General features: G+C 46.2%; 13 protein-coding genes and 1 pseudogene. 4 read left to right on the top strand and 10 right to left on the bottom strand.

Going from position 1 to position 13,151, the window contains the following annotated elements:
- Positions 1–278 precede the first annotated feature (278 nt).
- The 3 genes and pseudogenes from QUA16_RS24280 to QUA16_RS24270 all read right to left on the bottom strand — a co-directional run.
- Positions 279–554 (bottom strand): annotated as a pseudogene (locus QUA16_RS24280) (RNA-guided endonuclease TnpB family protein); the annotation flags it as partial.
- A 63-nt stretch (positions 555–617) separates the two neighbouring features.
- Positions 618–1,301: an ISL3 family transposase gene (locus QUA16_RS24275; protein ID WP_333103190.1), complete on the bottom strand. Its 684-nt coding sequence runs from the start codon at positions 1,299–1,301 to the stop codon at positions 618–620.
- 2 nt (positions 1,302–1,303) lie between these two features.
- The gene (locus QUA16_RS24270) at positions 1,304–1,771 is read right to left on the bottom strand and encodes a transposase family protein (protein ID WP_333103188.1); all 468 of its coding nucleotides are present in this window, start codon (positions 1,769–1,771) and stop codon (positions 1,304–1,306) included.
- A 280-nt stretch (positions 1,772–2,051) separates the two neighbouring features.
- Between QUA16_RS24270 and QUA16_RS24265 the strand changes: the two genes are divergently transcribed.
- The 4 genes from QUA16_RS24265 to argJ all read left to right on the top strand — a co-directional run bounded on the left by QUA16_RS24265 (position 2,052) and on the right by argJ (position 4,345).
- Positions 2,052–2,375 (top strand): hypothetical protein, encoded by a 324-nt coding sequence (locus QUA16_RS24265; RefSeq protein WP_333181385.1) that lies wholly within the window; start codon positions 2,052–2,054, stop codon positions 2,373–2,375.
- 25 nt (positions 2,376–2,400) lie between these two features.
- Positions 2,401–2,595, top strand: coding sequence for a hypothetical protein (locus tag QUA16_RS24260; protein WP_006631905.1), 195 nt, complete (start codon positions 2,401–2,403; stop codon positions 2,593–2,595).
- A gap of 61 nt (positions 2,596–2,656) precedes the next feature.
- The gene (locus QUA16_RS24255) at positions 2,657–2,797 is read left to right on the top strand and encodes a hypothetical protein (RefSeq protein ID WP_015176121.1); all 141 of its coding nucleotides are present in this window, start codon (positions 2,657–2,659) and stop codon (positions 2,795–2,797) included.
- Positions 2,798–3,103: 306 nt separating this feature from the next.
- Positions 3,104–4,345, top strand: coding sequence for a bifunctional ornithine acetyltransferase/N-acetylglutamate synthase (argJ, locus tag QUA16_RS24250; RefSeq protein WP_333103192.1), 1,242 nt, complete (start codon positions 3,104–3,106; stop codon positions 4,343–4,345).
- Between the two features lie 319 nt (positions 4,346–4,664).
- On the opposite strand, the gene QUA16_RS24245 is transcribed toward argJ, so the two are convergent.
- The 7 genes from QUA16_RS24245 to QUA16_RS24215 all read right to left on the bottom strand — a co-directional run.
- Positions 4,665–5,984, bottom strand: a complete 1,320-nt coding sequence (locus QUA16_RS24245) for a hypothetical protein (protein WP_333181383.1) — start codon at positions 5,982–5,984, stop codon at positions 4,665–4,667.
- A gap of 230 nt (positions 5,985–6,214) precedes the next feature.
- On the bottom strand, positions 6,215–7,435 hold the full coding sequence (locus QUA16_RS24240) for a decarboxylase (protein ID WP_333103184.1): 1,221 nt from the start codon (positions 7,433–7,435) through the stop codon (positions 6,215–6,217).
- Positions 7,436–7,560: 125 nt separating this feature from the next.
- Positions 7,561–9,327 (bottom strand): asparagine synthetase B family protein, encoded by a 1,767-nt coding sequence (locus QUA16_RS24235; RefSeq protein WP_333103182.1) that lies wholly within the window; start codon positions 9,325–9,327, stop codon positions 7,561–7,563.
- A complete protein-coding gene (locus QUA16_RS24230) occupies positions 9,328–9,951 on the bottom strand; it encodes a DUF3859 domain-containing protein (RefSeq protein WP_333103181.1) in 624 nt (207 codons plus the stop codon). It abuts the gene before it with no gap.
- A gap of 182 nt (positions 9,952–10,133) precedes the next feature.
- Positions 10,134–10,850 carry an HAD-IA family hydrolase gene (locus tag QUA16_RS24225; RefSeq protein WP_333103180.1) on the bottom strand — a complete coding sequence of 239 codons (717 nt, stop codon included), beginning with the start codon at positions 10,848–10,850 and terminating at the stop codon, positions 10,134–10,136.
- A 163-nt stretch (positions 10,851–11,013) separates the two neighbouring features.
- Positions 11,014–12,933, bottom strand: coding sequence for a S9 family peptidase (locus QUA16_RS24220; RefSeq protein ID WP_333103179.1), 1,920 nt, complete (start codon positions 12,931–12,933; stop codon positions 11,014–11,016).
- The coding region (locus tag QUA16_RS24215) for a hypothetical protein (protein ID WP_333103178.1) at positions 12,885–13,151 on the bottom strand (267 nt) is incomplete at its 5' end. The genes QUA16_RS24220 and QUA16_RS24215, both read right to left, overlap by 49 nt.

The following is a 13,151-nucleotide window of genomic DNA, read 5'->3' as shown; positions in this document are numbered from 1 at the left end:
ATTTGGTATTTTATCCATCATTACAACTATGTTTTGAGCCAATAAATATCTAATCACTACATATTTATTACTACCCGTTAACCATTCCTGACTTCCTCTTGCACATCCACTGTCTTTAGGCTGTCAGTTTGGTGCTTTCGTGGTCTGCATTCCATTGGACTCATTACTTACTTCCAATGTGACCGGAGTTCTAGACTCTTTTACGGGAGGACTGTGGAACGGAATCCACAGAGGGAGAAGGCTCCCTACTCTAAGACATTTAACTTTCTACATCGCACGTATTCGACAGAGCGACAGTTTTTCTTGAACTTTGGAAAACCCTTCTTTCCGGGAATAGACTTCTTGCAGTTGTCGTAGAACCGAGCAATTGATGAATAAGCTCGTTCGACTGAAGCTTGACAAGCATGGGAGTTTAAGGCGTTAACAAAAGGAAACTCAGCTCTCAACAATGTGTTATAGCGATACAGCTCCTTCTGCCCCACACCTTTGTTATCCATCCAAAAACGGACACACTTGTTGCGGACAAATTGAGCAGTTTTAATCGCATCGTCTATCGCTGAATATTGAGTTGTTTTCCCTTTCGCTTGGCTCTCCTGAACTTATGGTTATAAGTTTATCTAATCATAAAAGCAAGCTAATACGCGATTCCTAAAATTATTAAAATTAGAAAAACCATACCCTTGCCGCATTATCAACTTAATCCGGTTGTTGATTCCTGACATGACTCCACTTGTTGTGCGAGGAAGAAAGTAGTTGCAAATACCCTCAAAATGATTCTCAATTGTTGATGCAGCTTCTCTAAAAAATACTTGTGCATGATTTAGCCATTCTTTGATTTTCTTCTGCCCTTTTTGGACCGTCAAATTAGTCTCATATATTTCTCTAAATTTTTCTTTCATCTCATACGCAATTCGCAAACATTCGGATTTTCCTAGTATCACTTCTAATTTATCAATCTGGTCTTGATTCAAATTTACTCGATTACTTAATAATAAATATTTACTTTGCCTATCTGTTATTCCGGCTGCTCTACGTAACTTATTTAAGTCTTTATTAACTACTTTCATGACATGAAAACGATCAATAATAACTTTGGCATTTGGGAATACTTTTTTGATAACTTTAGGGAATCCTCCCCACATATCAACACTGACTTCCTCAACTTGTTCACGAACCTCAATTGCTTGTTCCATAAGAACTTCAATGATTTCTTCACAGCGATGAGAATCAATCATCTCAATTAAATTACCTTCGCCCAGGTCACTCACAACAGTCACAAAATTTCCTTGACATGAGCGCATACTTATCTCATCCAGACCAATTCGTTTAACCCGTTGCCAATTCGGTTTTTTTTTAGGGTGTTTACCTGCTCAAATATTCCTTTTATTTCGTCATAACTCAGTCCTTCTTCTCGTCCAATTTGCTCCATGCTCGATTGTTTAACACGCTCATAAATATTTTGTTCGTATCGTTGAGTATGCCGTCTTTTAACGTCCAAAAAATCTAATTTTTCTGTGGGATACCGTTGACATATAGGACAGTAAAACTGCCGTCGTGGGATTTTTAGATATACAGGACGACCAAAAACCGACAAATCTCTTACTAAAATTGGTCGATTTTGATGCAGTTTTTCGGTAGGATTGTTACAATGATGACAAACAATTCCTTCTGATAAAATGCTCAGTCCCAAGAAAATTTTTCCCTCAACTTGAGTACAAGTTTCAACCCTGACTCCAGGCAAGGCTAATAGATAGTCTAGATGGAAGCTCATAACGGTAAATGTATTAGTAGGTACATTTTACACCATAAACTCAGGAGAGCCTTTCGCTTTAAATTCCTTGACAAACATTTGACCTGGAAAACCTCTACATCAATATACTAAGACAGTTAACAGAAAGCCGTCCACTGAAGAAGGGGCTTGTGTCCCATTATTTTTGGTCAAAGTATTGCGACTGCAACGAGGGTTCATCAGAGGGTCGGGTTTGACAAAGCCTTCATGCACCTGCTGGCCGAAAACGCCACACTCCCCTTGATACCTTCGACTTAGTGCTGTGGTGGTCACAGCAGCAAGTGTTCCTGAACCTGAAGCGAGCACACAGGTTCTCTCTTTCGGTCTACCAGATGGGGCAAAAGGTTTCACGGCTGTTTATGGTCAGGCGATTAGCCTAAGTTGGTATCCTTTGTCGCTTTTACAGCCTCTGAGGTTGGATCCCAATCCACTAGCCCAAGCTCGATCGCACTCCCTGCAACCTCGATCGAGATTCTCGCCCCATCGCCCAATTGTAAAGTTTTGTGACAGTTTGGATTTGGTAGCTTTAGATACAGAATTGTCTGTTATAGTGATAAAAGAGAAGAAAAAACAAGCCCAACATTAATCTAAAGAATACGGAGGAACCGCATATGTCTACTGAAAATCAAGCTCGCTCTCTGATGATGCGCCACCACCAACTGGTGAAGAACCGCCAGCAATCCATGCTCAACCGCACCGCCACCGAAGTCGGGATGGAAGATACGCACTACTGGGGTCACATTCAAGGCAAACCGCAGCCCAGCTTTCAAGCAAGTTACGATCGCAGCAACGCCACTATGAGCTAGGGCAAACTCAATTTCGACAATTGTCTACGAAGTTATTACCTATAATTTGGAGAAATCAGTTATGTCCACTCAAGAACAAGCCCGCAACCTGATGATGCGCCATCAACACGTCGTCAAAAACCGTCAGGAATCCATGCTGAGCCGTGTGGCTGCTGAAGTTGGTTTAGATGCTGGTTCTCCAGCGAGTATCGATCGCAAATAACTCGTTTTTTCAAAGGCGAGATAGTTGAATCGAGTTTGTTCTTTGCCAGCTAAAAATTAATAATGTCAATTACAAAACCGTCGCGACTTCTTCTTGAGTTATAACTCTAGATTGGAAGCCGCGATTAGTTTTATGGGGAATTGGGAATGGGGAATGGGAAATTGGGTTCAAAAGAATGGGGAATCTAAAATCTAAAATCGTTCGACTGAGCGCTCACGCCGAAGTCTAAAATCTAAAATCTAAAATCTAAAATCTAAAATGGTATAATCCCCTTTCAGCAGATTGAAGGCTACTAGGGAGGTCATGATGTCGGACTGGAAAGAAATTGACGGCGGAGTTACAGCACCCAGAGGGTATAGAGCATCGGGAATTACAGCGGGTTTGAAGCCTTCAGGCTTACCAGATTTAAGTTTAATTTTGTCAGAGGTAGACGCGATCGCCGCCGGAGTCTTCACAACATCCACAGTCCGAGCCGCTTGTGTGGACTACTGCCGCCAGCGTTTGCAAGCTAAACCCAGCGCCAAAGCAATTTTGTGCAATGCGGGACAAGCTAATGCTGCTACTGGCGAACAAGGTTTGGCAGATGCCCTCGAAAGTGCCAAATTGTTGGGAGAAGCGCTGAATATTCCTCCAGAATCTATTCTTTTGGCCTCCACTGGCGTCATCGGACAGCGGATAAAAATGGAACCGCTGAGGGCGGGAATTCCCCGATTAGTTGCTGAGGCATCGGAAACTGGTTCCGATGCGGCGGCTAAGGCTATTTGTACGACTGATTTAGTGCCGAAAACGATCGCCCTGGAAACCATGTTTGGCGATCGACCCGTCCGCATCGGCGGGATTTGCAAAGGTTCGGGAATGATTCACCCGAATATGGCAACAATGCTGGCATTTGTAACTTGCGATGCAGCAGTGTCATCGCATTTGTGGCAAGAAATGGTGAGTCGGGCGGCTAACAGAAGTTTCAATCAAATTACTGTTGACGGCGATACCAGTACCAACGATTCGCTAATTGCTTTGGCGAATGGTCAATCCCGCACACCGGCAATTACGGAAATGGGGGCAGATGCTGAAAAATTAGAAGCGATGCTTACAGAAGTTTGCGTGCATTTAGCAAAGGCGATCGCCCGTGACGGCGAAGGTGCAACTTGTTTGGTGGAAGTGCAAGTTAGTGGCGCGCTGGATGAAGTTTCTGCGAGTAAAATTGCCAAAACAATTGTCGGTTCTTCTTTGGTGAAAGCTGCTATTTTCGGACGCGATCCGAATTGGGGCAGAATTGCGGCGGCGGCTGGGCGCGCTGGTGTCGCTTTCGATCAAGAGAATTTGCGGATTCAATTGGGGGATTTTTTGATGATGGAAAACGGACAACCTAAAGAGTTCGATCGCGCTGCTGCAAGTAATTATATGAAAGCGGCTGCGGAGGGGGAATATTTGAAGGCTGATACGGTTGTAATTCAGGTTAGTGTGGGGAATGGCAGCGGTTTTGCGAAAGCTTGGGGATGCGATTTGAGTTACGACTACGTGAAGATTAATGCGGAGTATACGACTTGAAAAATTCCAGGTCGTTTGAAGTGCGGGCGGTTAGAAACCGCGCCTACACAAACAAAACCAGACGAGAGAAAGTTGAAGGCAAATTTCACACAATTTAAACTCAACTTCCCCCCGTGGGGGGAAATTAAAAAATTTGAAACCTTTACTCACCGAGTTAATCTCAGCTTTTTTGCACCTCATTTTAAAATCGCTGAAGCCCTTACCAAGATAAGCTTTTTAGGATTTTAACAAAAGAGCGCTAAACATCTTATTCAGACTAAGTTTCAAGACTTTTTAAGCTTATTATTAATAAGTCTAATATAAAGTTTGAAAACACGCCCTAACCAAAACTATCGGAGACAAACACATAGCCGCCGCCATATCCAACATTATCATCCACTAATATTAAGCCCTCGTTACCCTGCGGATCGCCACTCTGAGCAAGTCCATAATTCACCACGCGCAACAACCGCTGCGGCGTAAACGATTCCAATTCCACAAAATTGCCGGCTTCCAGCCATGCTAGTTCTTCTGCTGTTAAACCTTGCCTTACAGCGTCGGGTAATTGACGGGCTGTTTGTGCCATTGTTTGAGATTGCTGCACAAACATATCACGGGTTGCTAAGATTTGACGGGGAGAAATTCCCAAATCAAAAATTGTCACCTGTTGATTCGCAAACCAGTTTGGATTAGTTCGCAGTTGATGTACCAAGCCAACTCCAGCAGGGCTCGCATTGTGCAGCGCATAAACTTTCAAATCGGCATTGCGCCGCAGCATTTCAATCACGGTACTGAAGATGCTTTGGGGATAGCCACTAATACTAAGAATCGCGCAGTTGTTTTCAAAATGGACGTTGTTGGCAATTAGGAATTGAGCTATTTCGTCACTGTCACAGATAATTGCGCGATCGAAGCTGTAGGCGCTGACTTCGCGATCGATGGTGGCGGGCAAAGCCTCTTGACGAGCAGCAGGGAGCAGTTTTTCTAATGTGCCGTTTACTGTTTGCCAGTCTCGCAGCCATTTATCACTTTGCGCTTGATTAACGAGAAATATTTCACCCGTTATCTGTGGGCGTTTTTTTTGTGAAATGCCGAGCCAGTAGGAAAATAGCCCTAGTGTAATCGCTACAATGTATCCTGAAAAATAATCAAATATTAGGCTTCCTGAAATGCCCAGCACTAAAATAATTCCCCCTAAAATCTGGAGGTTTTTAGCATTATTTCTTCTGCCGCGAATACCTTGAGCAGGAGATTTGCTGTAGTGGAACAATAGCCCTATCCAAATCAAATTGTAGAGAGCGAAGGGAATAACAACTGCGAATTGTGACGGTAAAATAGCAGAAGCCCAGTTAATGCCGAAGATGCCCATAAATACGCTAAACAAGAAGTAGGTCAAAATCCAACTGGTTTCTGGCGTGCGAGATTTAAGCTTTTGGTCAATAAAATACAAAAACTGTTTGTGCGTAAAAAACAACATATTTTGGCTCGAAATATTTTCTATCGCATTTTTGAAAAAGGGATCGGTGAATGCCAACTTTTTATCAGTGACGGTAGTCGGTTCAAAGACAAACGGATGGTTGCACTGTTTACAGCGACCTGAGTTGCTTGTGCGATCGCTCAAAATGTTGTCTGTTTGACACTGGACGCATTTCATTCCCATTTCGGTTACTCCTGATTGATTTAATGGATTTATATCGTTGACGGTTGTTTTGGAAGGATTTTACCGCAGAGGCCGCAGAGGACGCAGAGGAAGAGAAGAGAGATAACTTCGTTACAACTGATATCTTGCACCATTGTCAGCAACAGGCAAGATGCCTGTTCCACAAGAGAATTTATTTATTGTGGAACAGGCATCTTGCCTGTTCTTGAGAATGGTGTAACATCTCAGGTTTAAAATACTTGCCCGTTTAACAAGATAGAATAGTCTTCTCGCTGTCGAATTAATCGATCGCCCTTAGCATCAATCAACACCTCAGCAGGGCGGGGGCGGTGCAGAAAATGCGACGACATCGCATAACCGTAAGCCCCGCAATCCAAAATGGCGATCGCATCTCCAATTTTGAGTTTCGGTAGCCAACAGTTGCGCCCCAAATAATCCCGCGAATAAGTCGTGTTGCCACAAATATCCGTTTCATGCCGCGATACATCGTCGGTTTCCCAAGTCGCGATCGCCCGATAGCCCCCGTGCACCGCAGGCACCGATAGATTTGATACAGTCGTATCCACGCCGACAATTTGCCTATCGCCCAACCACTTCACCGACACAACTTTCGCAAGCAAAACGCCACAACCTGCGATCGCCGATCGTCCCGGTTCAATCACCAATTCGATCGGGCGAGATAGCGCACTCAATCGTTCAGTAATCGTCGCACCAAACTCCCGCCAGTCAAACACCGCACCGCCTCGATAGGGATAGCCAAAACCACCGCCAAAATCGAGGGTTCGCCAATCTGGCAACTGTTGGGCGATCGCAATTAGCCGATCGATCGCCTGCGTAAAAGCACTCGTGGCGTTAGTTCCAGTCCCCCGATAAAAATGCAATCCGGTGATGTTTAACCCCTGCTGCTGAGCGATTTCGTTGGCTTTCTCGAATTCGGCGGGACGCACTCCAATCCGACTGTCTCCCGTCAATTCCGGTGAGTTGAGGCGCAGTCCAATTTCGGCACGGATCGATCGCGCTTGACTCCCGGAATATTCGCAAAAATCTTGGAGTTGCGACAGACTATCGAAGTTAAATCGATCGATCTTCCACTCGATCAATTGCTGAATATCCGCCCTGTTGAGGTTACTGCCGGTGTAGACAATGCGATCGCTCGTAAAACCCGCTTTCAGCCCCAAAAAAACATCCCCCGGTGTATTCGCGTGTAGCCCCCAACCAGCTTGCTGAATCAATTGCAACAGAGCAATATTGCCGTTGGTGACGCTAGCAAAATGAAACTGAACGTGCGGATAGTTGATCGATCGCGTAATATGGTCAAGGGTCTGACGGAGGATCTCGGCCTGATACACATATAAGGGTGAACCATAGGTTGACAAAAGTCGCTGGGCCCTTGCTTCGGAGAACGGCGGCGAATGTGTTTTGGTTTCATTCTGTAGCAAAGATTCAGTCATATAGAAGAAGTTCGGCAACGGATTTTGTAACGGATGTAACGGATGTTCGGCAACGGATTATTTAACGGATTTAACGGATGTTCGGAACAGGGAAGATTGTAAAATCAACAGTCAACAGTCAACAGTCAACAGTCAACTGTCAACTGCCTTCGATATTTCCAAATGCGTTGTCCGATCGCCGGTGGCAACCAAAACACATGATCGAGCGATCGCTTAACCGGAATTTCGCCTAAAACTTCGGTTCGCCATGCCTGCCACATCAGCAGCAACCAGAGATTATTGCCAATATAGCGATCGCGCATGGCAACTCCGAGTTGTCCCGATAACATCGAGTCAGCCAAATGGGGCTGCCAGCAATTTTGCGATCGCAACAGATTCGGATTCAGCCGATCGCCGATCGCAGTCCAAAACTCCCCGTAATACCAAACCTTCAACGGCACACCCATCCCGCGCTTTTCCCGCCAGACAATTTCCGGCGGCAGCCAGCGTTCGGACGCTTTTTTGAGGATGTATTTTTCGCACGCACCTTGCAGTAGCAGCTCGCCAGGGAGTTGAAACGTCCAGTCCGTGAGGTCGGGGTCGCAGAAGGGCGATCGCACCCACAAACCGCAAGCAAACGCCAATGCCGTTGCCCTCGGCTGAATATTTTGGGCACCTTTGAGCATCAGCGAAGCGCGTCGCAGCCTCGCTAGCAGGGAAGGACAGGTTTCGGGATCGATCGCGTCTTGCAGGTAAACGCTCAAATCGTGAGACTGGATGCGATCGAGCATTTGTGGCGAAAAAATCTGTTTTTCATAACCATAAAATCGCTGAAACGTCCGCAAATACTGCTGTTCAAAGGTTTCTCCTCCGGCGGGATGTTCTGCACTGTAAACTCCGTGTGCAATCAAAGGTTTGTTTGTCCATCCAGCAAATAGCTGATCGCCATTCTCGCCATTGAATACAACTCGCACGTCTTGCGCCGCCGCCTGTTTGAGCAAAAACAGTGCAGCCGTCGTGCCGTCTCCATAGGGTAAATCGAGGGCTTTGGCGGTTGGCCCGATCGCGCGCAACACTTCATCACCCGTCGCCGCCACCCGAATCAGCGGAATCTGAAAAAAGTCCGCCACCTGTTGGGCGTAGGGCAGTTCGGAATAGGCTTCGACACCAAAATCGAGGGCATAGGCGCGCACTTGCAAGCCTGCTTTCACTAGCAGCGCCGTCACCAGGGAAGAATCGATGCCACCGGAAAGTAAAACGCCTACGGGTTCGTCGATCGGCAAATCGGCCACTTGTCGATCGATCGCCTGTTGCAACAGCCCTTGCAATTGTGCGATCGCCTCATCTTCACTCCGCAGTAATTGGGGCGCTTCTTGCCAAGCCGATGGCAGCGATTCCCTACGGGATAGCTTCGGCGCGCGTACTTTCGGCAGATCGTTAACATCGGCGATTTCCCAAATCATCTCGCTTCCGGCTGCTACGGAGGCAATTTGCTCGATCGGCGTTAACGGCGTGGGTAGGTAGGAAAAACAAGCATAACTGTGTAGCGCGATCGGGCTAATTTGAGGGGAAGCAATCAGCGGTAGCAGCATTTGCAGGCGCGTCGCAAACCAAATCGTTTCTCCCAACTGCATCCAATAAAGCGGCACTCGTCCAAACGGATCGCGCCCCAGCCTTAGCTGTTGGGCTTCCACCGCAGCCCAAGCATCTCCCGGAAAATCGGTTGGCCCAAATCGCCCGCAAGCATTCAGCGTCACTGTGTCAGCCGTGAGTACAGATGCAGAGGCGATCGCCCATTCTGATAATTTGCCCTGTCGGATGAAGTAGTCAGGCACTAAACGGCTGAGAGTTTTTGTGCGATCGCCCTCTCCCCAATAGCCTATGAAATGTGAAGGTTTGCCGATCGCACCCATCTATTTCACCGTGAAAGGTTCACTGCTGATGACGCGCCCATCCAGGGACATCCGAACTTCCCATTTGCCTGGGGCTGCAGCAGATCCGAGATCGTAAAAGCAGTGCGTATTCCAAACCGCAGTATCGATCGTGCGAGTTTGATACCTGCCCTGATGAACAATGTCACCGCTGGGGTTAATCCAATCGCATTGCAGAGACAACTGATTGCCGATCGGAGCATTTTTCAACGTCACCTGGTAGTAGATGCGGCGGTTGATTTGACGGTTGACTTGAGTAAGGCTGTCACCACCCTTTTTAGATAGGGCAATCCTGTCTTCTCCTCCCACAACTTGAGCAGTTTTTTGTTGCTGATTTTGCCCGAACAGCACGCCTATACCGATCGCAGAAATGACAACAACTGTCGAGGCGATCGCGATCCAGCGGTTGCGTCGCTGCTGTTTTTCTAGGACTTCGCGGCGGCGCATTTGGGCGATCGCATCTTCTAAAAGCTCATCAGGCAGATTCAACTCCCGTAAAATTTCTCTTACCTGATCGGGGGCCAATTCTAACTCGCGCTGCTGCGATAACTTGTCGATTTCAGCGACTACCTGTGCTAACTGAGTTTGAGTGAGTCGAGTTTCCATAGATTTCACCATTAGTATCGGTAAAGTTCTTTCCGACTAGAAATTAAATATAGCAACCATCTCTCTCTTTGCTTCCTCTGCGCCCTCTGCGCTCTCTGCGGTTAAATTATCCATATTATTCAATAAATAGCTCTCAAAGTCAATTCATAAAAATCATAACCTTGATCTCATAAAAATCATATTTATATAAAATCCAGACTGGCAAATTCCTCTATTTTTTGAAAATAAATTAAATCCAACTTTCCTAAATCCAGTTTTTCTTGTTGGCGATTCAACCAAATTGCATTTAAACCAGCATTTTTAGCGCCACAATAGTCCGCATTGAAACTATCGCCGATATGCCAAACATTTTCAGCAAGGCAATTGTGCTTTTGCAAAGCTGCGGTAAAAATTTGAGACTCGGGTTTGGCTGCACCAACCTCGGTAGAAATTGTCACTGATGTGAAATATTCACCTAAATTGAGTGCTTTTAATACTGCATAAATTCGGGAATCGAAATTTGATACTACTGCTAATTCAATTCCTTGTTGCTGCCACTTATTTAATGCTGGCAATACGTCGGGATAGACGAACCAAGGTTCGGCGGTGGCAAAATGAGCGTATAGTTCGGCAAAGAATTTGGGAAAGTCTGAAAATTGGTGGAAAATGCCTGCTATTTGGAATGCTTTTGCGGAAACTGTTTGCCACCACTCAAATTCTAATTGGGAAATTTTTGCCACTTCTATCCCTGGAAATGCCATCGGGCTTGCTGAGGCGAAGCTTTGGAAAAAGGCGGCATTTAACTCTTCACTATTAACTGTTACTCCAAACCTCTGGGCTATTTGTCCGTAGACTTCGCCGACGCTGCCGCGAACGTCAAATAGTGTACCGGCGGCATCTAGAAAAATAATTTTGGTCATTTGAGAAGAAAAAGGGAAGAGGAAAGAGGACTTATCGCACATCCGGTTGCATCGGAATGATTTAACCACAGAGGACACAGAGAACACAGAGGAAGAGAAGAGAAGAGAAGAGAAAAGAGATTTGAGTAATTCCTTCTTTGTTCTTGCTTTTTCCTTGTTCCTTCTAATTAGTTGTTTGCGGATTCACCACACCAGAATGATTGGCAATGTTGCCTGCAGGTTCAAATCTGCCTCCTAAATATTTGGCTAGGAATTCTTCGGCGATCGCATAAAAGTGCAGGCGATTTTCTGGCCGCGCAAATCCGTGTCCTTCGTCTGTATAAAGCACGTATTCTACAGGTTTGCCGACTTGCTTCATGGCATTGACAATTTGCTCGCTTTCTGCTTCTTTGACTCGCGGGTCGTTGGCACCTTGGGCGATTAGCAAAGGTTTCTGGATGCGATCGACAAAAGATAAAGGGGAGATCGATTTGAGAAACTCTGGTTCTGTTTCCAAATTGCCGACGCGGTGATACAGACTTGCTTTTCTCGGTTCCCAGTAAGGGGGAATAGTTTGCAGCAGCGTAATCAAATTGCTTGGCCCGACAATATCGACGGCGCAGGCAAAAACATCGGGACTAAAAGTCAATCCCACTAAGGCAGCATAACCACCGTAAGAACCGCCCATAATCGCAATTTTATCCTGTAGGGCAATTCCTGTTTCTACCAGCCAATTTACCCCATCTAGCAAGTCGTCGTGCATCTTAGCCGCCCATTCGCGATTGCCGGCATTGAGAAAGGCTTTGCCGTAGCCGATGGAACCGCGAAAATTGATTTGCAAAACGGCGTAACCTCGGTTTGCCAGCCATTGGGCTTGTGGATTGTAACCCCAGGTATCGCGTGCCCAGGGGCCGCCGTGAACAAGCAAGACGGCAGGTACTGGTGTTGAGATACCAATCGGTTTTGTCAGGTAGCCGTGAATGGTTAAACCATCTCTTGCGGTGTAAGAAATGGGTTCCATTGATGATAGTGGTAGCCCTTCTAGTTTGGGTTGATTGCTGAACAGAAAGGTGAAAGTTTTGGAAATGCGATCGTACACATAGTAGTAAACTGGGCCGTCGTCTGTCCTGTAAGCGATTAGCCAAGTAGTGTCGGCGAGGTTGCGACTGGTAATGGAGAATTCGCCGGGGCGAAATTTGCCGAGATCCTCAAAATCCTCTGCTATGCTTTGATCTAAAATCTGCCACTCTTGCTTGTCTTTGTAGAAGGAAACCGCCTGAATCTCTCGCTTCGTGGGGTGTATCAAAATATCGCCGACATCGTATTCTGGGTCAGAGGCGAGATCAGTTTCTTGTTTGGTTTCTAAGTCTAATGCGATCAAACGTTTGGCATTAGCATCGTGATTGCCCATGATGTAAAGAATTTTGCCGTTTTCTGAGAACATGACGGCACTGCCTTCCTCATCGGGCCCCCAGCTTCGCAGGCTTTCCCAAGGCTTGTAGGCAGTTTCCCGAAACACCAATTCTGAGCCGCCATCGGCAGTTGTGGCTGTGGCCGCCCGCACTTGAAATTGGGCGTCAGCAATCCAAGTCCAACCGATGATGTTACCTGGGTTGTCGGTGTCGAGTTCAACGGCACCGTTTTGCAGGTTGATGCGGTAAACATCGTGTTTGCGCCGATCGCGGATGTTCATTCCCACTAATATGTGATGAGGGAAGTTGCGGTCAAGGGCAATCAGATGAGCTTGAACGCCTTGAAATGGTGTCAAGTCGCGAACCTGATTTGACTGGATATTGACTGAGAATAAATGCCATTTTTCATCACCATCAATATCTTGCTGATAAATGAGCTCTTCGCCGCTGTAAGTCCAGTAAAAGATGCGGATGCCCCGTTTTTTATCTGCTGTCAGTTGGCGATCGTCTGCTTGACCGACGGTACGCAATTGCACTTGCAAGACGTTGTTTTCATCGGGTGCAATGTAGGCGAGATACTTGCCGTCGGGTGAAAGTCGGGGGCTAGTTTTTTCGGGGTTCCCAAACAGAATTTCCCGCTGAATTAGGGGTGAAATTTCTGTTTTTGGCTGTTGAATTGTAGGAGTTTGCATTTTTTATTTTCCCTAATATTTTCTATAGGAACGGGCAAGATGCCCATTCCACAAGAATATTGAATTTTTTGGGAACGGGCAAGATGCCCATTCCACAAGAACATTGAATTTTTTGGGAACGCGCAAGATGCCCATTCCACAAGAATATTGAATTTTTTGGGAACGCGCAAGATGCCCATTCCACAAGAATATTGAATTTTTTGGAACGGGCAAGATGC

The organism is Microcoleus sp. S13_C3, assembly GCF_036700905.1.
GTDB lineage: Bacteria > Cyanobacteriota > Cyanobacteriia > Cyanobacteriales > Microcoleaceae > Microcoleus.
The sequence above is the reverse complement of the archived record's forward strand: the minus strand, read 5'-3'. Positions and strand labels throughout refer to the sequence as shown.

What these genes read in the sequence shown, in the direction of transcription:
- QUA16_RS24260 (WP_006631905.1), top strand. Translation starts at nt 2,401, where the DNA reads ATGTCTACTGAAAATCAAGCTCGCTCTCTGATGATGCGCCACCACCAA.
- QUA16_RS24240 (WP_333103184.1), bottom strand. Translation starts at nt 7,435, where the DNA reads ATGACTGAATCTTTGCTACAGAATGAAACCAAAACACATTCGCCGCCG.
- QUA16_RS24220 (WP_333103179.1), bottom strand. Translation starts at nt 12,933, where the DNA reads ATGCAAACTCCTACAATTCAACAGCCAAAAACAGAAATTTCACCCCTA.
- QUA16_RS24270 (WP_333103188.1), bottom strand. Translation starts at nt 1,771, where the DNA reads ATGAGCTTCCATCTAGACTATCTATTAGCCTTGCCTGGAGTCAGGGTT.
- QUA16_RS24230 (WP_333103181.1), bottom strand. Translation starts at nt 9,951, where the DNA reads ATGGAAACTCGACTCACTCAAACTCAGTTAGCACAGGTAGTCGCTGAA.
- argJ (WP_333103192.1), top strand. Translation starts at nt 3,104, where the DNA reads ATGTCGGACTGGAAAGAAATTGACGGCGGAGTTACAGCACCCAGAGGG.
- QUA16_RS24245 (WP_333181383.1), bottom strand. Translation starts at nt 5,984, where the DNA reads ATGGGAATGAAATGCGTCCAGTGTCAAACAGACAACATTTTGAGCGAT.
- QUA16_RS24275 (WP_333103190.1), bottom strand. Translation starts at nt 1,301, where the DNA reads ATGCGCTCATGTCAAGGAAATTTTGTGACTGTTGTGAGTGACCTGGGC.
- QUA16_RS24225 (WP_333103180.1), bottom strand. Translation starts at nt 10,850, where the DNA reads ATGACCAAAATTATTTTTCTAGATGCCGCCGGTACACTATTTGACGTT.
- QUA16_RS24235 (WP_333103182.1), bottom strand. Translation starts at nt 9,327, where the DNA reads ATGGGTGCGATCGGCAAACCTTCACATTTCATAGGCTATTGGGGAGAG.
- QUA16_RS24255 (WP_015176121.1), top strand. Translation starts at nt 2,657, where the DNA reads ATGTCCACTCAAGAACAAGCCCGCAACCTGATGATGCGCCATCAACAC.